We start from the raw sequence: 21076 nt of genomic DNA, 5'->3' as shown, positions 1-21076 counted from the left end.
CGATCGAGACTACGCACAAGCAGGCGTGAAGTAAACGATCCACACAAGTGATGAGGCGGGCGATGGGCGAGGGTGTTGTATCTGATGCAAACGCGCAAAATGGCGGAACCAAGGGGGTGCCTGCGCCGTTAAGCCCGGGGCTTCATTTCATCGCCACGCCGATCGGAGCGGCCCGCGACATCACGCTGCGCGCCCTAGATATGTTGCGCGCCGCCGATGTTCTGGCGGCCGAGGATACCCGCAGCCTGCGGCACCTGATGGAGATTCACGGAGTACCGCTCAACGGGCGCCAGGTGCTCGCCTATCATGACCATAACGGTGCCGCGATGCGGCCGAAAATCCTTGCCGCGCTCGAGGCCGGGAAGTCGGTGGTTTATGCCTCCGAAGCGGGCACGCCGCTGGTCGCCGACCCCGGTTATCAGCTCGGCCGCGCGGTGATCGAGGCCGGGCTGCCGCTCTACAGTGCGCCGGGCCCCTCAGCGGTGCTGACGGCGCTGACGCTCTCGGGCCTGCCGACGGATCGCTTCCTGTTCGCCGGGTTCGCGCCGAACAGTAAGGGCGCGCGGCGGAATTGGCTCGCCGAGTTCAAGGAAATTCCCGCGACACTGGTTTTTTATGAAAGCCCCAAACGCATTAGGGAAATGTTAGCTGACGCGGCTCATAGTCTGGGAAAGGAGAGACAAGCGGCGCTGTGCCGGGAACTGACGAAGCGGTTCGAAGAGGTGCGCCGGGGCACGCTGGAAGAGCTTGCGGCAGGCGTGGCTGATGCGCCGATCAAGGGAGAGATCGTGGTGGTGGTCGACAGGCCGCACGCGGTCGAAGTCGATGATGCGGAACTGGAGCGCCGGTTGAGCGCCGCGCTCGAGCGGGAGTCGCTTCGCGATGCGGTCGATGCCGTCGTGGGCTCGACCGGTTTGCCGCGACGCAAGGTCTATCAGGCCGCTCTGGCTATGGAGAAGAAGAAATGAGTGGATCGCTGTCGTATCATTCGGGTCTCGCCGCCGAAGAACAGGTGATGCTGCATTACGAGAGAGAAGGCCGCGCGGTGTCGGAACATCGCTGGCGCGGCAAATATGGCGGCGAGATCGATTTGATCGCGCGCGAGGGCGACACCTTGATCTTCATCGAAGTGAAGAAATCGCGCAGCCATGCCCGTGCTGCCGAACGTCTTTCGCAACGTCAGATGCGCCGAATCTGCGTTTCGGTCGAAGAATACCTGATGCGCCATCCGGCTCCGGCCAACTGCAATCGCAAGGTTCGGTTCGATCTCGCGCTGGTCAATGAGATCGGGGAGATCAAGGTTGTGGAGAACGCCTATTTCGGAATGTGACCGGCCGATGGGTTGAGGTTGCATCCGGGCGCGCCACATTGCATCAAGATTGCACTGAAACAGGGGGCGCGGATGGGTTTGAAAGTTGCGATCCAGATGGATCCGATCGAAGCGGTCAATATCGAGGCTGACAGCACGTTTCGGATCGCCGAAGAGGCGCAGGCTCGTGGGCATGAGCTGTTCTATTACACGCCGGGCCGTCTGATTTATCGCGAGGGTCGCGTTTATGCACGTGGTTGGCCGCTCACGGTGCGCCGCGAGAAGGGCAATCACTTCTCGTTGGGCGAAGAGGCCGAGATCGATCTGGGGGATTGGGACGTCGTCTGGCTACGGCAGGATCCACCCTTTGATATGGGCTACATCACCACGACGCATCTGCTGGATCGGATTCATCCCGAGACGCTTGTGGTGAACGATCCTTTCTGGGTACGCAATTCGCCCGAGAAGCTACTCGTTCTCGACTTCCCCGACCTGACGCCGCCGACATTGATTGCGCGCGACCTCGAGGCCATCCGGGCCTTCAAGGCCGAGCATGGCGATATCATCCTCAAGCCGCTTTATGGCAACGGGGGAGCGGGGGTGTTTCGGCTCGATCCGAACGACCGCAACCTGTCGTCGCTGCATGAGCTTTTCATCGGCATCAACAACGAGCCGTTGATCGCGCAGAAATTCCTGCCCGCGGTGTCGAAGGGCGACAAGCGGATCATTCTTGTCGATGGCGAGCCCGTGGGCGCGATCAATCGGGTGCCTGCGGAAGGTGAGACGCGGTCGAACATGCATGTCGGCGGCCGGCCCGAAAAGGTCGAGCTGACCGCACGTGATCGAGAAATCTGTGCGCGGATCGGTCCGCATCTGCGCGAGAAGGGTCAGATTTTCGTCGGAATCGATGTGATCGGCGATTGGCTGACCGAAATCAACGTGACTTCGCCCACCGGAATTCAGGAGCTCGAACGGTTCGACGGCGTGAATATCACCGCCCGGATCTGGGAGGCGATCGAAGCGAAACGGAGCTGATATGTCGATCCGTCTGGTTTTACTCAATCTCTGGCTGCGCGCTTTCGCAAAACCGATGGTGCGCAGGTTCCACGGCCCTGCGCAAATGCGGCGCGCGACCGAGAGATTGGCCAGTTGGATCGTGCGCGAGCCCACAGAGATATGTCGTCTGCAAATCAGGCTGGCCGGGCGTGACGCACTGTCGTTGCGCGCGGGACAATGCGCGGCCGGGCGCGTCATTCTCTATCTTCACGGCGGCGGTTACGTCACCGGATCCCCTTGGATGTATCGCGGTCTCACCGGGCGCTTGGCGAAGCTGAGCGGCCTCGAGGTGATCGTGCCGGATTACCGCCTCGCGCCCGAAGCGCCGGTGGGCGCCGCGCTCGAGGATGCGACGGCGGCTTTCGACGCGCTTGTTGAAACCGGGTATGATCCTAGCGCGATCGTGCTCGCAGGCGACAGCGCGGGGGGCGGCTTGGCGTTGGCGCTTCTCAGCGCCCTGTGCCAGCGCGGCACGCCGCCTGCCGGGGTGATCGCTTTGTCCCCCTGGACGGATTTGACCTGTTCGGGCGAGAGCCTCCGCCTCAACGCTTCTAAAGATGCAATGCTGCCGGTCGAGCGTCTTGGCGACACCTGCGAAATGGTTCTGCGCGGCCATGACCCGACCGATCCGCGCTTCTCGCCGCTTTTCGCGGAATTTCCCGATCCGCCACCGGTGCTGATCCAGCATTCGATGGCCGAGATCCTGTGTGACGACTCGCTGCGCGTGGCCGAAAGGCTGCGCGATTTCGGTACGGATGTCACCGTGCAGAGCTGGCCCGACACGCCGCATGTCTGGCATTTCTTCGACGGTCGGATTCCCGAGGCGCGCGAGGCGCTGGAAGACGCGGCCGCCGCGGCGCGCAAGATGCTCAACCTGCCACAGCGCTGAGGCGATAGCTCAACGCCTCCGCGATATGTGGCTTGCGCACCTTATCGGCGTGATCGAGATCGGCGATCGTGCGTGCGACCCGCAAGACGCGGTGGTAGCCGCGCGCCGAGAGCCCGACCCGTTCCGCCATCCGCGCCAGAAGATCGCGTCCCTCGGTATCCGGCGTTGCGATATCTTCGAGCAACCGTCCTTCGACTTCGGCGTTGACGCGGATTTCCGGGTGATCCGCGAAGCGTTGGGCCTGCCGCTCGCGTGCGTCAGCGACGCGCGCCGCCACTTCTGTGGAGCTGTCGCCGGTGGCGGGCAGGTCGAGATCGGCATAGCGCACCGGGGGCACCTCGATGCGCAGATCGAACCGATCCATCAGCGGTCCTGAAATTCGGCCCAGATAGTCGTCACCACAGCCGGGCGCGCGGGGGCATGCGCGTTCGGCATCGCCGAGATAGCCGCATTTGCAGGGGTTCGCGGCGGCGATCAACAGGAAGCGGCAGGGGTAGCGCGTATGGGCGTTGGCGCGCGAGACGACGACTTCTCCGGTCTCGATCGGTTGGCGCAGAGTCTCCAGCACGGCGCGGGGGAATTCGGGGAACTCGTCCATGAACAGGACGCCGTTATGGGCGAGGCTGACCTCGCCGGGGCGTGCGCCGCGCCCGCCTCCGATCATCGCCGCCATCGACGCGGTATGGTGCGGTTCGCGGAAGGGGCGGGTGCGCGAGATGCCGCCCTCGGCCAGCAGGCCCGAAAGCGACTGGATCATCGAGGTTTCCAGCATCTCCTCGGGGCGCATCTCGGGCAGGATAGAGGCCAGCCGCGCGGCCAGCATGGATTTGCCCGAGCCGGGCGTGCCGATCATCATCAGGTGATGGCGTCCGGCAGCGGCGATTTCCAGCGCGCGTTTCGCCCGCTCCTGACCCTTCACGTCACGCAGGTCGCGCGGATGCGCGGTCGCTTCGATCAGACCCGGTCGCGCAGGCTCCAGCGGCAGGCGACCGCTGAGATGGTCGATTGCGCCGCCGAGCGTCTCCGGCGCCGTTACATCGGTCGCGCCGACCCAGGCGGCCTCTGCGCCGGAGCCTTTCGGGCAGATCAGCCCCTTGTCCGCTGCGGCAGCTGCCATCGCGGCGGGTAGGGCGCCCGCGACCGGCAGCAGTCGTCCGTCGAGCGATAGTTCTCCCACCGCGACCAGTGCCTCGATACGGTCGCGGGGCACCACGCCAATGGCGCCCAGCAGCGACAGGGCGATGGGCAGATCGAAATGCGAGCCCTCTTTCGGCAGGTCCGCGGGCGAAAGGTTCACGGTGATCTTCTGCATCGGCAGTGCGATCCCCAGCGCGCCGAGCGCCGCGCGCACCCGCTCGCGCGCCTCGGAGACCGCCTTGTCGGGCAGACCCACGACCGCGAAGCCGGGCATGCCTTCGGAGAGAGCGCATTGCACCTCCACGAGGCGGGCTTCCACCCCCTCGAACGCCACCGTGTAGCTCTGGCTGACCATCGGTTCTCCCACGCCTCCTCGTCGATGGGTAGCGCGATCATGGTTTAGGATCGGTTAACGGTCGCCGAGGCCGAGAGGCGGCACCCGAACCTCGACTCAGGGGCGAAAGGCGCCTGGGGGAAAGCTGCCGAAATCTCCACGAGAACCTGCATTTTCTGCATATCCGCACAGCGCTCGCTTCAATTTCGCGCACAAGATCAACGCGTTGCGTTACAGTTTCTCAAGTGTCCGTGAGCAGGCTTATGATATGTCGTGCTCAAGAAGGAGTGATGGTCCTTCCGTAGGGATATGAATTTCTTTCATTTTTCGCTTGAAAACGTCGTCAAGTGCGCCACGCGCACAAAGTTTCAAGCAAAATTCAACATTTCCGTGAGGAACTAATTCATGTCATTCGCATTGGGTGGGCAAAGCAGCCACCCAATTCAAGGTTGCGCCGGTTTGGGCTGGACACCCCAGGGAGATTGTAAATGGCACTTGATGGTATGACCGATGAAACCCTGCCACGCCAAGCGATGCGGGCAGAGTTCCTGGACGCTGACACCGAAGCAGAACTGGCGCGCGCGTGGCGCGATCATCGGGATGAGCAGGCCCTCCATCGACTTGTAACCGCTTATATGCGCCTGGCGATTTCGATGGCGTCGAAGTTCCGCCGCTACGGCGCCCCGATGAACGATCTCATTCAGGAAGCGTCACTTGGTCTGATGAAGGCCGCCGACAAGTTCGATCCGGAACGCGGCGTGCGCTTCTCGACCTATGCCGTGTGGTGGATCAAGGCCTCGATCCAGGAATTCGTAATGCGGAACTGGTCGATGGTGCGCACCGGGTCCACCTCGTCGCAAAAAGCGCTGTTCTTCAACATGCGCCGCGTTCAGGCTCAGTTGACCCGCGAGGCTCAGCAAGAGGGCGAGCAGCTCGACGCGATGCAGCTGCGGCAGCGCGTGGCCGAGGTGATCGGCGTGCCGCTTGCCGACGTCGAGATGATGGAGGGCCGCCTGTCCGGCTCCGACTTCTCGCTCAACGCGACGCAGTCCAGCGAAGACGAAGGCCGCGAATGGGTCGACACACTGGAAGATGACGGCGCGAGCCCGGAGGAAACCGTGGCCGACACCCATGACGGCCAGACGATGAAAGTCTGGTTGGGTGAGGCGATGGAGCGACTGACCGACCGCGAAGCCTACATCGTCCGCGAGCGCCGCCTGATCGACGAGCCGCGCACTTTGGAAAGCCTCGGTGAAGAATTGGGTCTTTCGAAAGAGCGCATTCGTCAGCTCGAAGCGCAGGCCTTCGGCAAGATGCGTAAATCGCTTGAAACACATCAGGGCGAGGTGCAAAGCTTCTTCATATGAGGAAGTTTCTCGCCGCGATCTGCCTGCTGTCGCTGACAGGTTCCGCTCAAGCTGCGGAAATATCGCCCGACCAGCTCGATACGCTGTCGGGCGATATTGTCGTTCTGGGCGAGATTCACGACAACCCCACCCATCACCTCAATCAGGCGCGGGCGATCAAGGCGCTGAAGCCCGCCGCTGTGGTGTTCGAGCAATTGACGCCCGAGCAGGCCGCGAAGATCACGCCGGCGCTTTTGAAGGAAGAGGGGGCGCCGGAAAAGGCGCTGGATTGGAATAACTCGGGCTGGCCCGATTTCGCGATCTACTATCCGATTTTCGAGGCTTTGGGCGATGCGAAAGTCTATGGCGCCGCGCAGCCGCGCGAGACAGTGCGCGCCGCGATGACCAAGCCGCTACCGGAGGTGTTCGGCAAGGGCGCTGCGCGTTACGGGCTCGATCGACCCTATCCCGACGCGTTGCAGGCCAAGCTGGAAGCTCAGTCGCAGGAAGATCATTGTAACGCGCTTCCGGTCGATCTGCTGCCCGGCATGGTCGCCGCGCAACGCTTCCGCGACGCCGCCTTCGCCCGGGTCGCTCTGAAGGCGCTGAAGGAAACCGGCGGCCCGGTCGCGGTGGTCACCGGCTCGGGCCATGCCAGAACCGACCTCGCGGTCCCCGCGCTTCTGCGCAAGGCGGACCCGGAGGCGAAGGTCGTGGCGATCGGCCAGATCGAGGCCGAACCGGGTGCCGATCCCGGTCCACAGCCCTATGACGACTGGATCGTCACGCCCCCGACCGAGCGCGCCGATCCCTGCGCCGCGTTCAAGTGATCCTTGCACCAATGCGCCCCGGCGCTTAGACCATCTGAGAGAGTTTCACGGAGAGGCAAATGCTTGCCGGCAAACGCATCCTGTTGATCGTCGGCGGCGGCATCGCCGCCTTCAAGGCGCCCGAGCTGATCCGACTGCTGCGGGGTGCGGGAGCCTCGGTGAGCCCGGTCCTGACCAAGGCCGGCGCCGAGTTCGTGACGCCGCTGACCCTGTCCTCGCTTGCGGGCGAGGCCGTGCATTCCGACCTTTTCGATCTGACGCATGAGGCCGAGATCGGTCATATCCAGCTGTCGCGCGCCTCCGATCTGGTCGTCGTCGTGGCGGCCACCGCCGACCTGATGGCGAAGATGGCGCACGGTCTGGCCAATGACCTCGCCTCGACCCTGCTGCTCGCGACGGACAAGCGTGTGCTGATCGCGCCCGCGATGAACGTGCGGATGTGGGAGCATCCCGCAACGCAGCGCAATATCGCGACGCTCAAATCCGACGGCGTGATCTTCGCAGGTCCGACCGAGGGCGACATGGCCTGCGGCGAATTCGGCGAGGGCCGGATGATCGAGCCCGAGGCGATCCTCGCGGCGATCGGTGCGGCGCTGTCCGACGGTCCGCTGAAAGGCCGCCATATCCTCGTGACCTCGGGGCCCACCCATGAGCCGATCGACCCGGTGCGCTATATAGCGAACCGCTCCTCGGGCGCGCAGGGCACGGCGATTGCCGCAGCCCTGCGCGACCTCGGCGCGACTGTCACCTTCGTCACCGGTCCCGCGACGGTTGCGCCCCCTGCGGGCGTGAAGGTGATCAAGGTCGAGACCGCTCGCGAAATGCTCGAAGCGGTGCAGACCGCGCTGCCTGCCGAGGCCGCGATCTTTGCTGCCGCCGTGGCGGATTGGCGCGTCGCGAACGCGGCCGAGCGGAAGATGAAGAAGGACGGCACCGGCGCGCCGCCCGCGCTGGAATTTGCCGAGAACCCGGACATTCTCGTCACAGTTTCGAAGATGGGCGAGGGCCGCCCGGGTCTCGTGGTTGGCTTCGCCGCCGAGACCCACGATGTCGCGCGCTTTGCGGCGGACAAACGCGCCCGCAAGGGCTGTGACTGGATCGTCGCCAATGACGTGAGTCCCGCGACCGGGATTATGGGCGGCACCGAGAATGCGGTGACGATCATCGACGAGACCGGCGCGGAAAGCTGGGACCGGACGGGCAAGGACGAGGTTGCGCGGCGGTTGGCTGCGCGCATCGCGGCAGCCTTGGGCGCGGCGACGGGGTAAGGGACGCTCCGCTGTGGATATTTATGCCAAGCCGAAGCGAAGCGCCCCTCTTTCGGCTTGGTCCAAATATCCCCGCCGGAGGCATCTGCAATTGACGCCCGCGCGACATCGGGCAGGAGAGGGACACGTGAGCACACCGATCATCAAGGTTCTGCACGAAGACTGGGCCGATCACGAGATTGCCCTGCCGCGCTACGAGACCCACGGCGCCGCCGGGGCCGACCTGCGCGCCAATCTCCCGCCCGAGGATCGCGGCCGCGGCGTCATGCTCGGCCCGATGCAGCGCGCGATCATTCCGACAGGGCTGCGAGTCGAGATTCCCGAAGGGTTCGAGATGCAGATCCGTCCGCGTTCGGGGCTTGCGTACAAACACGGGATCAGCCTGGCCAACACGCCCGGGACGATCGACGCCGATTATCGCGGGCCGCTGGGGGTGCTGCTGATCAACCTCGCCCAAGAGCCCTATCTGATCGAGCATGGGGCGCGCATCGCGCAGGCGATCGTCGCGCCGGTGGTGCAGGCGCGCTTCGAGGTCTCCGACACTTTGGGTGACACCGCACGCGGCGCAGGCGGTTTCGGCTCGACCGGCAAGGGCTGAGGCATGCTCGGACTCACTCTCATGGCGGCGATCCTCGGGCTTGGGCTGGTGATGAAAGCGTCTGCCCGTGCGATCTTCGGGATGCTGGTGCTGGTCTGGGCGGCGCTGGTGGTCGCGCATCTGCCGATCCCGGGATTTTCTCCCATCGGACGTGTTCTGGGCGGTTCGCTTGCGGGGTGGATTGGCCTCGGTGTCGTGGTCGCGCTGGTGCTGATCTATCGCCGGATGCTCGGGGCGATCCGGACGAGAGCCGAGGCGAAGGAGCCGCAGTCGCCAGCCGCCAACCCGGGCAGCTTTTCCGAGGCGGAACTGGACCGCTACGCGCGCCACATCATGCTGCGCGAGATCGGCGGGCCGGGGCAGAAGCGGCTCAAACAGGCTAAGGTTCTGGTGGTCGGCGCCGGGGGGCTGGGCTCGCCCGCGCTGCTCTATCTCGCCGCTGCCGGGGCGGGGCGGATCGGTGTCGTGGATGACGATGTCGTCTCGAATTCTAACCTGCAGCGGCAGGTGATCCACCGCGACGCCGATCTCGGGATGCCCAAGGTCTTCTCCGCACAGAAAGCGATGCTGGCGCTCAACCCGCATATCGAGGTGCTGCCCTATAACCGCCGCCTGAGCGCCGAGGACGCCGAAGGGCTGGTTGCAGAATATGACCTCGTCCTAGACGGGACCGACAATTTCGACACCCGCTATCTGGTGAACGCGGCCTGCGTGACGACAGGCACGCCGTTGATTTCTGGCGCGATCACGCAATGGGAAGGGCAGCTCTCACTCTATGATCCAGCGAAGGGTGCGCCCTGTTACGCCTGTGTTTTCCCCGAGGCGCCGGCGGCGGGTCTTGCGCCCACCTGCGCCGAAGCGGGGGTGGTCGGCGCGTTGCCGGGCGTTGTGGGCTCGATGATGGCGACCGAGGCGATCAAGGAGATCACCGGCGCGGGGCAATCCGCGCGCGGACGGTTGATGATCTACGACGCCCTCTGGGGCGAGAGCCGTCAGTTCGGCGTGAAGCGGCGCGCCGATTGCGCGGTTTGCGGCGAAGGGCGTGGCGCGGGGATGGTCAATCCTGAGCGTGCGTCCTAGCTTGCGATGCAAAGGAGACACGCCATGACCAACCCGCTTCTCGCCGACTGGACCGGCCCCTACGAACTGCCGCCCTTCACCGAGATTTCAGATGCCGATTTCGCGCCTGCTTTCGATGCTGCGCTGGCCGAGGCGCGCGCCAATATCGCGGCAATCGCGGACTCGCCCGACGCCCCGACATTCGTCAATACGATCGAGGCGATGGAACTGGCTGAAGAGGCGCTCGAAAAGGTCGCGGGCGTGTTCTACAACCTCGCCGGCGCCGATGCGACGCCCGCGCGGCAGGAGTTGATGCGCGATCTGGCGCCGAAGCTCGCGGCGTTTTCCTCCGAGATCACGATGAACAAGGCGCTGTTTGCGCGGATCGACCAGCTTTGGCAGGACCGCGAGAGCCTCGGACTTGGCCCGGAGCAGGCGCGGCTTCTGGAGCAATATTATCAGATGTTCACCCGTTCCGGCGCGGCGCTGGAAGGGGCCGAGGCCGAGCGGATGCGCGAGATCAAGCAGCGCTTCGCCTCGATCACCACGCAGTTCAGCCAGAACCTGCTGGCCGACGAGAGCGGGTGGTTTCGCCCGCTGGCCGAGGATGACCTGGAAGGGCTCCCCGATTTTGTCGTCGATACCGCCCGCGCGGCGGGCAAGGAGCGTGGGCAGGACGGTCCGGTGCTGACGCTCTCGCGCTCTCTGATCGTGCCCTTCCTGCAATTCTCGCCCAATCGCGAGCTTCGCCGGATCGCCTACGAGGCCTGGGCCGCGCGCGGCGCGAATGGCGGCGAGACCGACAATCGCGAGATCGCCGCCGAGGTGCTCAAGCTGCGCGAGGAACGCGCGAAGCTGCTGGGTTACGAGAGCTTCGCCGCCTACAAGCTGGAGCCCGAGATGGCCAAGACGCCCGAAGCGGTGCGCGATCTTTTGATGCGGGTCTGGGCACCTGCGAAGGCCGCCGCCGAGGCTGATGCCGCGAAGCTGGCCGAGATGATGCACGCCGACGGGATCAATGGCGATCTGGAGCCGTGGGACTGGCGCTACTATGCCGAGAAGCGCCGCGTGGCAGAGCATGATTTCGACGAGGGGCAGATCAAGCCCTATCTCTCGCTCGACGCGATGATCGGTGCGGCCTTCGATACGGCGAACCGGCTCTTCGGGCTGAAGTTCAAGGAGATCGACGGGCCGTTCTATCATGCGGACGTGCGTGGCTGGGAAGTGTCGCGCGGGGGCAAGGTTCTGGCCGTGTTCCTCGGCGACTATTTCGCGCGCGGTTCGAAGCGGTCTGGCGCGTGGTGCTCGGCGATGCGCTCGCAGCGCAAGCTGGGCGTCGCGCCGGTGCCGATCGTGGTGAACGTGTGCAACTTCGCCAAGGGCGATCCGGCGCTTCTGTCGCATGACGACGCACGCACGCTGTTCCACGAATTCGGCCATGCGCTGCACCAGATGCTGTCCAACGTGACCTATCAGTTCCTATCAGGCACCTCGGTCGCACGCGATTTCGTGGAGCTGCCGAGCCAGCTGTACGAGCATTGGCTCGACGTGCCCGAGACGCTCGAAAAACACGCGCGCCACTACAAGACGGGCGAGCCGATGCCGACGGAGCTGCGCGAGAAGCTGAACGGTGCTGCCACTTTCGATCAGGGCTTCTCGACGGTGGAATATCTCGGTTCGGCGCTGGTCGATCTGGCCTTCCACGAGGGTGCGGCCCCGGAAGATCCGATGGCGAAACAAGCCGAGGTGCTTCGCGAGATCGGCATGCCCCACGCGATCCGGATGCGCCACGCGACGCCGCATTTCTCGCATGTCTTCTCGGGCGACGGCTATTCGGCGGGCTATTACAGCTACATGTGGTCCGAGGTGATGGATGCCGATGCGTTCGAGGCCTTCGAGGAAGCCGGCGACGTGTTCGACCCGGAAACGGCGGCGAAACTCGAACGCTTCGTTCTGTCTGCGGGCAATTCGCGGCCGCCGGAAGAACTTTATACCGAGTTCCGGGGCAAGATGCCGGGGGTCGAGCCTCTGCTGAAGGGTCGCGGGCTGCTTGATCCGGCCGCCTGAGCGGGTGGTGATGTCGGAGCCTCCGGCGAGGATATTTGAGGCAGTTGGAAGCAAGACGATCTGCCTTCCTCTTGGCCAAAATATCCCGGGGGGCGGCGCAAGCCGTGGGGGCAGCGCCCCCTCCGCGCTCAGCCCCGATAGACATCCTTGTGGATGATGACGTCGGCCTGCGGATAGGCCGCGACAATGGCGCGTTTGAGCGCGGCGCCGATGTCGTGCGCTTCCTCCAGCGTCTGATCCCCGTCGAGTTCGATATGCAGGTTTACGAAGATCTGCGCGCCGGCGGTACGGGTTTTAAGATCGTGAAAGCCGCGCACATCGGGCCAGTCGCGGGCGATCTTGGCGATGCCTTCGATCACGTCGTCAGGGGCTGCGCGGTCCATCAGGGCGTGCCATGCGCCAATGAAAATCTTCGCCGCGCCGGCTAGCATGATCGCGGCGGCGATCAGGGCGACGATGCTGTCCACGTCGCCCCAGCCAAAGGCATGCGAGAGCCAGAGCGCGAGGATCGCGCCCAGCGTCGGCAGCAGGTCGCCCACATAGTGCAGACGGTCGGCGGCGACGACCTTGTTGCCGGTGGACCGCGCCACGCGGCCCTGCCACCAGATCAATCCGAAGGTGACCACCGCAGAGGCGACCATCACCGCGATCCCAAGCCCCTCTGCGGCGAGCGGCGGGGGCGAAGGCGCCATCAGCCGCCGTATTCCGGTGATGCCGATCGTGGCGCCCGCGCCCAGCACGATCAGCGCCTGACCGAGGGCCGCGAGGTCTTCGGCCGAGCTGTGTCCGAAAGCGTGATCGTCATCGGCGGGTTTCGCGGCATAGAGGATCGCCAGCAGCCCCGCGCCCGAGATCAGCAGGTCCACCGAGCTATCGGCCAGCGAGGCGCCCACGGAGAGCGCACCGGTCTGCCAAAGCGCCCAGGCCTTTATCGCGACGAGCAGCGCGGCGGTGCCGACCGAGGCCAGACCCGCCGAGGTGTTCATCCGGTGTTCGTTTTCGCTATAGGCCATCGCCGCCGCCTCTACCTTTGCGCCGTTGCTCTAGCGCAGGAGAGCGTCTCAGTCACGGGTCTCGTCGGGGTCGACGCCCCAGATTTCCGTCTTGGGTAACCAGCCATCCGCGCCCGAACCCGAGATTTCGCACCAATCGTGGGTGCAGGCCCCCAGCTGCGCGATCGCTCCGGCCTGCGCCTTGGCAGTGACCGCGGATTTCGGATCGGGACGGGCATGGAGCGAGACCATGTCCTGCATCACGATCACGTTCCGGACGCCCGAGATCAGCGTGTAGTGAATCCAGCCGCCTTGCCCTTCGTTATCCTCGACGCGCCGCCAGTGGCCGAATTCTGCGGTGACTTTCAGCGGCATGCCCGGGTGGGTGAAGACCCAGTCGATCCGGTGCGACAGCGACGGGCCGCGGCGCACATTTCCCTTCGAGCCCTTGAGCGAGACGTAGCGCGGGATCGGCAGGTGGGTGACGGGGCCGCGATGTTGCGGTTTCGACAGTTGCACGTCGGGGCCATTGCCATCGGGTTCGGCCGCGGGCTTCGCTTGGGGCTTGTTGGTCTGGCTGCTTGCAGCCGTCTGAGAGGGTGCCGCGTCGGGTTTCGATTGCGCGCCCGAGGCATTGCCCGACACGCTCCAGACCGCACCCACCAGAATCGCAATTGAGGATACCGCCGCGAGGATTTTGCTGCCCGTCATCATCCGCCTCATATCCCGGCCCGCCCGTCGGCTGATCCGCGGGTCTGCGACATCCGGTGCGCAATAAAATTGCGCTCGAGTGTCGATTTCGGCCATTACTGCTCGTGCCGGGCCTTGTGCCTGCCCGCGTTGAGGGGCAGTTTGCATCCAACCGCCCCGCGATGGAAGAGAGGAGAGGACCGAGATGCCTGCACCGCGCCTGAGTGTTGTCGTGACGCGACGCCTGCCCGAGGTCGTCGAGACCCGGATGAAGGAATTGTTCGAGGTCGAGCTCAATCACGACGATCGCAAGATGAGCCGGGAGGACCTTGTCGAGGCGATGAAGCGCGCCGATGTTCTCGTGCCTTGCGTGACCGATCGGATCGATGCGTCGATGATCTCGCAGGCTGGCGAGCGCCTGAAACTGATCGCGAATTACGGCGCCGGGGTCGATCATATCGACGTGTCCTCGGCGCGTCAGCGCGGGGTGCTGGTGTCGAACACGCCCGGTGTCGTCACCGATGATACGGCGGATATGACGATCGCGCTGATGCTGGCGGTGACACGACGCATTCCCGAGGGGCTCGCGCATATGCAGGCGGGCGACTGGAAGGGCTGGGCCCCCACCGCCTTCATGGGCCATCGGATTGGCGGAAAGCGGCTGGGCATTCTCGGCATGGGCCGGATCGGTCAGGCGGTGGCGCGGCGCGCCAAGGCGTTCGGGATGCAGATTCACTACCACAACCGCACCAAGGTTCACCCGGATATCGAGGCCGAGCTGGAAGCGACCTACTGGGACAGTCTCGACCAGATGGTGAGCCGGATGGATGTGATCTCGGTGAACTGTCCGCACACGCCGTCTACCTTCCACCTGCTCAATGCGCGGCGGCTGAAGATGCTCAAGCGCGAGGCGGTGATCGTGAATACGTCGCGGGGCGAGGTGATCGACGAAAACGCGCTTACACGGGCGTTGCGGGCGGGCGAGCTGGCCGGGGCCGGGCTCGACGTGTTCGAGCATGGCGCGGACGTCAATCCGCGTCTGCGCGAGCTGCCGAACGTGGTGCTGCTGCCCCATATGGGCTCGGCCACGGTCGAAGGACGTGTTGAGATGGGCGAGAAGGTACTGGTCAATATCAAGACCTTCGCCGACGGTCACCGGCCACCGGATCTCGTCGTGCCGTCGATGATCTGATCCCCAGGTGGCAGAGAAAAGGCCCCGGTGCGATCCTGACACTTTCCGCGTGGTGGGAGGCCCAAAAGATCGGGCCTGTCGTGATACTCACGGCAGGTCTTTATTATTTCTAAGGAAAATGCCGCGTCAGGTTCCGAAAAAGATGTCGTAAATGCGAGACTTTTTTCTCGGCGGCATCATTCGCCTGCGTGAATGAAGAAAAATCAGTGATTTCAGACCTTTCTGCTTCCGGTTTCATGAATGCAGCCAATATCCCTCGGCCACAAGCTTGCCCTTCGCATGCGGCAAAATCCGCGGACGAGCATCCGTATCGACTTCAAGCCGCACGCCGTTCTCCTCACCAAGAAGAACAAGCCAGGCAAACAGGCCACGCAGAAAGCATTTCACACCCAGAACGTGAACGCATTAAACTCCCGCTACAACGACTTCATGGGGCCCTTCAAAGGTCCGGTGTCGAAGTGTCTGGGGCGTTACCTGCGTTGGTTTCTACTCCGGTCGAAGATAGACGGCGGAGCAGTCTTTCGAAGGGTGCTTTCGCCGCAATGAGTTGGGAGGGCGTGGAGACATGACGGTCGACAGAAAGGCACACTGGGACACCGTCTATGGCGAGAAGTCCGAGGCCCAGTTGAGTTGGCATCAGGATGATCCACGGGTTTCGCTCGAACTGATCGAGATGGCTGGCGCAACTGCGAATTCATCAATCATCGACATTGGCGGAGGAACCTCCCGCCTTGCGGGCGCTCTCGTCGCGATGGGACTTCGCGATATCACAGTCCTCGATCTATCGCAGGTCGCCCTGGATGTAGCCCGAGACCGGCTGGGACAAGCCGGTGAAACAGTGAAATGGATCTCAGTAGACATCACCACTTGGGTCCCTGATCGCCATTACGACCTGTGGCACGACAGGGCAGTGTTCCACTTCCTCGTCGATGCGGCGGAGCGGGCGGCCTATCTGGAAAACCTCGCGCGCGCGGTGAACCTCGGCGGCCATGCGATCATTGCCACCTTTGCGCCAGACGGGCCGGAGAAATGTAGTGGCCTCCCGGTCGCCCGATATAGTCCAAACGACCTCGCCCAGCTGCTTGGAGAAAGCTTCGAACTCGTGGCGCATCGCCACCACCTGCATCAGACTCCCTCGGGCAAAAGCCAGTCCTTCCAGTTCAGTCTTTTCCGCCGCTTCGGCTGAAGCCGCAGATGAAACTGGTCGTGAGCCGACCTGCCCAACACGCTTTCGAGACATCGCCATAGCAAGTAGGCGACGATGAAATCGCCGCGTACTTGCTATGGCCAACGAGCTCTACGCTCGGTTCCTCTTGTCGCCGATGAGATACCTCATCAAACCTCCCACCACGCGGAATGCGTCAGTGCGATCCGGGGCCTTTTCTTTTACGGCAGGCGACCCCGAGGTCGAAATGTGCCCGAAATGACGAAAGGCCCCGGGACAGTCCCGGGGCCTTCGCTGGGAGCAGGGGCTGCCCCCGCTCTCCGTCACATCATCCGAAGATTACTTCGCTTCGTATTTCGGAAGCTTCTTCAGTTGCTCTTCGGTCAGACCCGTATGCACGGTGATCGAAGTGTCGTTCTTCAGAACGGTCAGCTCGCTGGCCTTGATCTCGACCGGCTTGGCGCCGATGCCGAGGAAGCCCCCCACGTCGATCACGACGCCCGAGACTTTACCGTCCTTGCCCTGAACCAGTTCGGACACGTCGCCGACCTTGTCGTCGTTCGGGCCATAGACCCCTTCACCACGCAGCGTGTCGGGATCGACCGAAGCCACGTCGACCTTCTGGCCGCTCTCCTTGTCGGCTTGCCCCATGGTGCCCACGGCGGCAGCGGTGCTGTCGACGGCGTCGTCGATCGCGCTCCCGGTTTCGTTCGCGGCTTCCTTGGTCGCTTCGCCAGCGTTGTCAGCAGCGTTCTCGACGGCTTGGCCGGTCGCGTTCGCGGCTTCCTTGGTGTTCTGAGCGGCGTCTTTCGCCATCTCTTGGGTCTTGTCGGCGGCGTTGTTCATCGCCTGCTCGGTGTCCTGCGCGGCGTTCTGAGCAGCGTCGGCAGTGTTCTCGGCAGCGTTGTCCATCGCTTCGCCTGCGTTATCGGCAGCTTTGGCGGTCTTGTCGGCAGCTTCGTTCGCAGCGGCGCCAGCGGCAGCGGCGGTCGCGGTGGCAGCGGCTTCCGCGTTGTCGCCAGCCTTATCCATCTTCTGCGACGCGTCGGCGTTTTCCATCTTGTCGCCGTCCATGTCCGAATCTTGCGACTGCGACGCATCGGCGTTCTGCATGTCTTCGCCGTTGTCGTTGCCGTTCATCTCGCCCTTCGTGTCCGAGCTGAACGCGGTCTGCATTTCGGCGTCGTATTTCGGGGCTTGGTCCAGCTGGTCCTTGCTGCCCTGAGCGACGACGAAATAGGAATTTTCGGTGTCGCCATCGGGAACCAGGTTCAGCGAATCCATCGAGATCGCGACGGTCTTCTCGCCGATGCCGAGGAATCCGCCAACGTCGACGAGTACGGCATCGACCTTACCATCGGTGCCGAGCACGACGTCGCTGACTTCGCCGACGTCATCCCAGTTGTCCTGCGCCTCGTTGACCGCGGTCTTGGCGTCGACCTTGTCCTTCGAGATGTACACGCGCTTGCCCATGAGGCCCGAGGCGTTGAAGGAATCCGGAATCGACTTCATGAACATGTCGCCCGACATGCTGGCCGAAGCGTTCGCGTTGGCTTCCGCCTTGGCGTTGGCATTCGCTTTGTCTTCGGCATGTGCGGGCAGGGCAAGCATCAGGCCGATTGCGGTAGTGGTGATGAGCTTCTTCATATCTCGTCTCCCTTTCGAATTAGGCGAGGCGGGTCGGCTTTGCTTTCCGTCACCGCCGCCTCTGATGCACTGAAAACTGGTGAACCCGCGCACAGTTCCTGTGCATGCAAGGGAAAAATTTTTACTTTTTGCGGGAACTAAACACGAATTCGCGACTCGCATCACGACCATGTCATCGCTCGGTTCGGGGCCGCCCAACGAGGCTTGGGCTTTCATGAACGGGCTATGGCGGGCTGGCGCCGCGCGCCCAAAGCGTGGCGTGTGCGGTTTTGTCGTTTTTGTCGCGCGAATGTCGCCCGGATCGGATTGCGTTCGCGAATATGAGGGTCAATCTGCCCCTACGTCCGTATCGGCAAGGAGGCCCCGCGATGAAAACCCATGTGAAAGCTCTGGTCGTCGGTGGCGGCGCGGTCGGGTGCGGTGTCGCCTATCATCTCGCCAAGGCGGGCTGGGACACGCTGCTGATCGAGCGCGACGAACTGACCTCGGGCTCGACCTGGCACGCCGCGGGTCTGCTGCCGCTGTTCAACATGAGCTACGCGACGACCCACATCCACAAATACTCGGTCGATTTCTACAAGACGCTCGAAGCCGAGACCGGGCTGAATGCGGGTTTTGCGATCGTGGGCAACCTGCGCATGGCGCAGACGCAGGAACGGATGGACGAGTACAAGCTCTATTCTTCCGTGGCCGAGACCGCGGACGTCTATCACGAGTTCCTCACGCCTGCGCAGATGAAGGAGCGCTGGCCGCTTCTGAACACCGAAGACCTCGTGGGTGCGCTGTTCCACCCGCAGGACGGCTATATCAATCCCGCCGACGTGACGCAGGCGATGGCCAAGGGCGCGCGCCAGCACGGTGCCGAGATCGCGCGCAAGCTGCAGGTCAACGCTTATCGCTGGACCGGTTCGGAATGGGTCGTGACGCTCGAGAAGATGGTCGAGAAGGGCGGCAACCTTGTCGGCTCCGGCGAAGAGATCGAGATCCGCGCCGAGCATGTCGTGACCTGCACCGGCAACCACGCGCAGCGCACCGCGCGCCTGCTGGGCATCAAGATCCCCGCCATTCCCGTCGAGCACCAGTTCATCGTGACCGATGCCGATCCGGCGCTCGTCAAATGGCGCGCCGAGGGCAACCCCGAGCACCCGGTGCTGCGAGATGCGGATGCGAAATGGTATGTCCGCGAAGAGCGCGGCGGCTGGATCTTGGGCCCCTATGAGCGCAACGCGCCCGCGCGCTTCCTCTACGACGTGCCGGAGAGTTTCCGCGCCGATCTGTTCCAGCTCGATCTGGAGCGTATCGAAGAAGAATACATGTCGATGATCCATCGCTTGCCGAGTTCCGAGGAAGTCGGCCTGAAGGACGATTTCAACGGCCCGATCTGCTACACCCCCGATGGCAACCCGCTGGTCGGCCCGGCGCCGGGCCTGCGCAACATGTGGCTGGCGGAAGGCTTCTCCTTCGGTATCACCGCCGCGGGCGGCACCGGCTATTACCTCGCGCAAATGATGGTCGAAGGCGAGGCCGAGATCGACATGGCCTCGCTCGACCCCAAGCGCTACGGCAGCTGGATGACCACCGAATACGCGGCGCGCAAGAACGAAGAGGCCTATGAGCACGTCTTCATCCTGCACCACCCCGATGAAGAGCGCGAAGCCTGCCGCCCGCTGCGCACCGCCCCCGCCTATGATCGCCAGATCGCGGCGGGCGCGCAGATGGGCCAAACCAATGGCTGGGAGCGTCCGAACTACTACGGGCCCAAGGATGCGCCTTCGAGCTTCGACCATGACAGCCGATCGTTCCGGCGCGGCGAATGGTGGCAATATGCCAAGGCCGAGGCCGAGGCGCTGCGCGACACCGCCGGCCTTATCGATGCCTCCGCCTTTACCAAACACTTGGTGCGCGGCCCCGGCGCGACCGCCTTCCTCGATGCCTTCACCTGCAACAAGTTGCCGAAAGTGGGTCGGATCAACCTGACCTACGCCCTGACCGAAGCGGGCACGACCCGCACCGAATACACGATCGTGCGGCTGGCCGAGGATGAATACTACCTGATCTCGGCGGGCGCCTGGACCGATTACGACGGCGACTTCCTGCGCAAATCGATCGAGGATTTCCGCGCGGCGGGCGGCGACTATGTCGATTGCCACGACGTGACCACCCAATGGGGCGTCTTCGCGCTCGCAGGCCCCAATGCCCGCAAGATTCTGCAGGAGGTCGTCAAGGACGCCTATCCGGAGACGGTTCTTTCGAACAAGCGCTTCCCGTGGCTTTCGATGCGCAATATCGAGCTGGGCATGTGTCCGGTCCGTGCCGTGCGCGTGGCCTATACCGGCGAGTTGGGGTGGGAACTGCATCACCCGGTCGAATTCGGCCGCTACCTCTGGGATCTGCTGGTCGAAGCGGGCGAGAAGCACGGGATGAAGCTCGTCGGCGCGCGCGCCCAGAACTGGCTGCGTCAGGAGAAGAGCTATCGCGCCTTCGGCAACGAGCTGGGCCGCGACGCGACCCCGCAGGAAGCCGGTCTCGACCGCTTCATCGACCTCGAGAAGGAGTTTACCGGCAAGCAGGCGATGCTCGACACCGGCATCCGCTCGAAATGCGTGACGCTTCTGATCGACGGGCCGGACGATGCCGATCCATGGGGCAAGGAAGTCATCAAGCGGGACGGCGAGAAGGTCGGGCGTCTGACCTCGGGCGGCTGGTCGGTGGCCTTCGGCAAGCAGATCGGCATGGGCTATGTGCGCCCCGATCTGGCCGAGCCGGGCACCAAGCTGAGCGTGCGCATCCTCGGTGCCGATTATCCGGCGGAAGTGACCGAGGACAGCCCGCACGATCCGACTAACGCACGCATCCGCGTCGACGGCTGAGCCTGTCTCTCGATGGAGATCGCAGAAGGGGGGCGCTGCCCCCCTTTTCGCTGCGCGAATTTACCCCCGGGGATATTTGCGCCAAGGCGAAGAGGACGACGCTTTGCGCCTCTTCGGGCTTGAGAAATATCCCGGGGGAGGCGCGTGTCCCGCGCCGGGGGCGGAGCCCCCTCGCTATCAGCCGTTACCCGCTCACGCCAATGTATTGACGCAGGTCAAGGATTTCGCCCGCGCCCCGTGTCACGCCGCGAGGGACGAAATGCGAAGGAGACCTGCGATGAGCTACAAGGCGAAAATCGACGAGATGCGCAACGAGCTACGCGTGATGAACAAGACGATCCCCGACGCAGTCGGCGGCTTTGGTGTGCTGTCGAAAGCGGTGAAGGAGAACGGGCCGCTCGATGTGAAGACCAAGGAGTTCATCGCCCTCGGCATGGCGGTCGTGCTGCGTTGCGAGCCCTGCATCATGTTCCATGTAGAGGCGTTGATGAAAGCGGGCGGCACGCGCGAGGAGCTGGGCGACGTGCTTGCCATGGCGATCCAGATGGGCGGTGGCCCGGGTGTGATGTATGCCGGTCACGCGCTGGCGTGCTGGGACGAGCTGGCCGCCGCGAAAGGCTGAGGCTT

18 protein-coding genes are annotated in these 21076 nt (G+C 63.9%); 14 read left to right on the top strand and 4 right to left on the bottom strand.

The window, feature by feature from the left end; all coding sequences use genetic code 11:
* Positions 1-62: 62 nt before the first annotated feature.
* The 4 genes from rsmI (at position 63) to DEM26_RS01265 (ending at position 3254) form a co-directional block, all read left to right on the top strand.
* A complete protein-coding gene (gene rsmI / locus DEM26_RS01280; protein WP_109171536.1) occupies positions 63-968 on the top strand; it encodes a 16S rRNA (cytidine(1402)-2'-O)-methyltransferase in 906 nt (301 codons plus the stop codon).
* Positions 965-1330, top strand: coding sequence for a YraN family protein (locus tag DEM26_RS01275; protein WP_109171535.1), 366 nt, complete (start codon positions 965-967; stop codon positions 1328-1330). The genes rsmI and DEM26_RS01275 overlap by 4 nt, the downstream gene beginning before the upstream one ends.
* A 72-nt stretch (positions 1331-1402) precedes the next feature.
* Complete coding sequence (gene gshB / locus DEM26_RS01270; protein WP_075774104.1) at positions 1403-2344, top strand: glutathione synthase; 942 nt, start codon at positions 1403-1405, stop codon at positions 2342-2344.
* Between the two features lies 1 nt (position 2345).
* A complete protein-coding gene (locus tag DEM26_RS01265; RefSeq protein WP_109171534.1) occupies positions 2346-3254 on the top strand; it encodes an alpha/beta fold hydrolase in 909 nt (302 codons plus the stop codon).
* Here DEM26_RS01265 and DEM26_RS01260 read toward each other — a convergent pair.
* A complete protein-coding gene (locus DEM26_RS01260; RefSeq protein ID WP_088725523.1) occupies positions 3235-4746 on the bottom strand; it encodes a YifB family Mg chelatase-like AAA ATPase in 1512 nt (503 codons plus the stop codon). The two genes, DEM26_RS01265 and DEM26_RS01260, sit on opposite strands and share 20 nt — an antisense overlap.
* A 467-nt stretch (positions 4747-5213) precedes the next feature.
* Here DEM26_RS01260 and DEM26_RS01255 point away from each other — a divergent pair, with 467 nt between their 5' ends.
* The 6 genes from DEM26_RS01255 to DEM26_RS01230 all read left to right on the top strand — a co-directional run bounded on the left by DEM26_RS01255 (position 5214) and on the right by DEM26_RS01230 (position 11893).
* Positions 5214-6092 carry an RNA polymerase factor sigma-32 gene (locus DEM26_RS01255; RefSeq protein WP_075774107.1) on the top strand — a complete coding sequence of 293 codons (879 nt, stop codon included), beginning with the start codon at positions 5214-5216 and terminating at the stop codon, positions 6090-6092.
* On the top strand, positions 6089-6901 hold the full coding sequence (locus tag DEM26_RS01250) for a ChaN family lipoprotein (protein ID WP_109171533.1): 813 nt from the start codon (positions 6089-6091) through the stop codon (positions 6899-6901). Before DEM26_RS01255 ends, DEM26_RS01250 begins: the two co-directional genes overlap by 4 nt.
* Positions 6902-6960: 59 nt before the next feature.
* Entirely contained in the window at positions 6961-8169 is a 1209-nt protein-coding gene (gene coaBC / locus DEM26_RS01245; RefSeq protein ID WP_109171532.1) for a bifunctional phosphopantothenoylcysteine decarboxylase/phosphopantothenate--cysteine ligase CoaBC, read from the top strand.
* A gap of 127 nt (positions 8170-8296) precedes the next feature.
* A complete protein-coding gene (gene dut, locus DEM26_RS01240) occupies positions 8297-8767 on the top strand; it encodes a dUTP diphosphatase (protein ID WP_109171531.1) in 471 nt (156 codons plus the stop codon).
* Between the two features lie 3 nt (positions 8768-8770).
* Complete coding sequence (locus tag DEM26_RS01235; RefSeq protein ID WP_109171530.1) at positions 8771-9847, top strand: HesA/MoeB/ThiF family protein; 1077 nt, start codon at positions 8771-8773, stop codon at positions 9845-9847.
* Between the two features lie 24 nt (positions 9848-9871).
* Complete coding sequence (locus tag DEM26_RS01230) at positions 9872-11893, top strand: M3 family metallopeptidase (RefSeq protein ID WP_109171529.1); 2022 nt, start codon at positions 9872-9874, stop codon at positions 11891-11893.
* Positions 11894-12021: 128 nt separating this feature from the next.
* Here DEM26_RS01230 and DEM26_RS01225 read toward each other — a convergent pair whose 3' ends face one another.
* The gene (locus DEM26_RS01225; protein ID WP_109171528.1) at positions 12022-12906 is read right to left on the bottom strand and encodes a cation diffusion facilitator family transporter; all 885 of its coding nucleotides are present in this window, start codon (positions 12904-12906) and stop codon (positions 12022-12024) included.
* A gap of 48 nt (positions 12907-12954) precedes the next feature.
* Positions 12955-13596: an SH3 domain-containing protein gene (locus DEM26_RS01220; protein WP_077701392.1), complete on the bottom strand. Its 642-nt coding sequence runs from the start codon at positions 13594-13596 to the stop codon at positions 12955-12957.
* A 184-nt stretch (positions 13597-13780) separates the two neighbouring features.
* Between DEM26_RS01220 and DEM26_RS01215 the strand changes: the two genes are divergently transcribed.
* Positions 13781-14767 carry a 2-hydroxyacid dehydrogenase gene (locus tag DEM26_RS01215; RefSeq protein WP_088727308.1) on the top strand — a complete coding sequence of 329 codons (987 nt, stop codon included), beginning with the start codon at positions 13781-13783 and terminating at the stop codon, positions 14765-14767.
* A gap of 565 nt (positions 14768-15332) precedes the next feature.
* A complete protein-coding gene (locus DEM26_RS01210) occupies positions 15333-15953 on the top strand; it encodes a class I SAM-dependent methyltransferase (protein ID WP_109171527.1) in 621 nt (206 codons plus the stop codon).
* Positions 15954-16271: 318 nt separating this feature from the next.
* Here the strand turns inward: DEM26_RS01210 and DEM26_RS01205 are convergent, their stop codons facing one another.
* Positions 16272-17579 carry a PRC-barrel domain-containing protein gene (locus DEM26_RS01205; protein WP_075774116.1) on the bottom strand — a complete coding sequence of 436 codons (1308 nt, stop codon included), beginning with the start codon at positions 17577-17579 and terminating at the stop codon, positions 16272-16274.
* Between the two features lie 368 nt (positions 17580-17947).
* On the opposite strand from DEM26_RS01205, the gene DEM26_RS01200 reads away from it, so the two are divergent.
* Both DEM26_RS01200 and DEM26_RS01195 read left to right on the top strand, forming a co-directional pair.
* Positions 17948-20449, top strand: coding sequence for a GcvT family protein (locus tag DEM26_RS01200; protein ID WP_088727304.1), 2502 nt, complete (start codon positions 17948-17950; stop codon positions 20447-20449).
* Between the two features lie 277 nt (positions 20450-20726).
* Entirely contained in the window at positions 20727-21071 is a 345-nt protein-coding gene (locus DEM26_RS01195) for a carboxymuconolactone decarboxylase family protein (RefSeq protein WP_075774118.1), read from the top strand.
* Positions 21072-21076 lie beyond the last annotated feature (5 nt).

The organism is Thioclava sp. NG1 (genome assembly GCF_003122275.1).
Lineage (GTDB): Bacteria > Pseudomonadota > Alphaproteobacteria > Rhodobacterales > Rhodobacteraceae > Thioclava > Thioclava nitratireducens.
Note: the sequence above shows the minus strand (reverse complement) of the source record. Positions and strands in the feature narration are given on the sequence as shown.

What these genes read in the sequence shown, in the direction of transcription:
- DEM26_RS01275 (WP_109171535.1), top strand. Translation starts at nt 965, where the DNA reads ATGAGTGGATCGCTGTCGTATCATTCGGGTCTCGCCGCCGAAGAACAG.
- gshB (WP_075774104.1), top strand. Translation starts at nt 1,403, where the DNA reads ATGGGTTTGAAAGTTGCGATCCAGATGGATCCGATCGAAGCGGTCAAT.
- DEM26_RS01195 (WP_075774118.1), top strand. Translation starts at nt 20,727, where the DNA reads ATGAGCTACAAGGCGAAAATCGACGAGATGCGCAACGAGCTACGCGTG.
- DEM26_RS01255 (WP_075774107.1), top strand. Translation starts at nt 5,214, where the DNA reads ATGGCACTTGATGGTATGACCGATGAAACCCTGCCACGCCAAGCGATG.
- DEM26_RS01250 (WP_109171533.1), top strand. Translation starts at nt 6,089, where the DNA reads ATGAGGAAGTTTCTCGCCGCGATCTGCCTGCTGTCGCTGACAGGTTCC.
- DEM26_RS01235 (WP_109171530.1), top strand. Translation starts at nt 8,771, where the DNA reads ATGCTCGGACTCACTCTCATGGCGGCGATCCTCGGGCTTGGGCTGGTG.
- coaBC (WP_109171532.1), top strand. Translation starts at nt 6,961, where the DNA reads ATGCTTGCCGGCAAACGCATCCTGTTGATCGTCGGCGGCGGCATCGCC.
- DEM26_RS01210 (WP_109171527.1), top strand. Translation starts at nt 15,333, where the DNA reads ATGACGGTCGACAGAAAGGCACACTGGGACACCGTCTATGGCGAGAAG.
- DEM26_RS01200 (WP_088727304.1), top strand. Translation starts at nt 17,948, where the DNA reads ATGAAAACCCATGTGAAAGCTCTGGTCGTCGGTGGCGGCGCGGTCGGG.
- DEM26_RS01205 (WP_075774116.1), bottom strand. Translation starts at nt 17,579, where the DNA reads ATGAAGAAGCTCATCACCACTACCGCAATCGGCCTGATGCTTGCCCTG.
- DEM26_RS01225 (WP_109171528.1), bottom strand. Translation starts at nt 12,906, where the DNA reads ATGGCCTATAGCGAAAACGAACACCGGATGAACACCTCGGCGGGTCTG.
- DEM26_RS01260 (WP_088725523.1), bottom strand. Translation starts at nt 4,746, where the DNA reads ATGGTCAGCCAGAGCTACACGGTGGCGTTCGAGGGGGTGGAAGCCCGC.
- DEM26_RS01230 (WP_109171529.1), top strand. Translation starts at nt 9,872, where the DNA reads ATGACCAACCCGCTTCTCGCCGACTGGACCGGCCCCTACGAACTGCCG.
- rsmI (WP_109171536.1), top strand. Translation starts at nt 63, where the DNA reads ATGGGCGAGGGTGTTGTATCTGATGCAAACGCGCAAAATGGCGGAACC.
- DEM26_RS01220 (WP_077701392.1), bottom strand. Translation starts at nt 13,596, where the DNA reads ATGACGGGCAGCAAAATCCTCGCGGCGGTATCCTCAATTGCGATTCTG.
- DEM26_RS01265 (WP_109171534.1), top strand. Translation starts at nt 2,346, where the DNA reads ATGTCGATCCGTCTGGTTTTACTCAATCTCTGGCTGCGCGCTTTCGCA.
- DEM26_RS01215 (WP_088727308.1), top strand. Translation starts at nt 13,781, where the DNA reads ATGCCTGCACCGCGCCTGAGTGTTGTCGTGACGCGACGCCTGCCCGAG.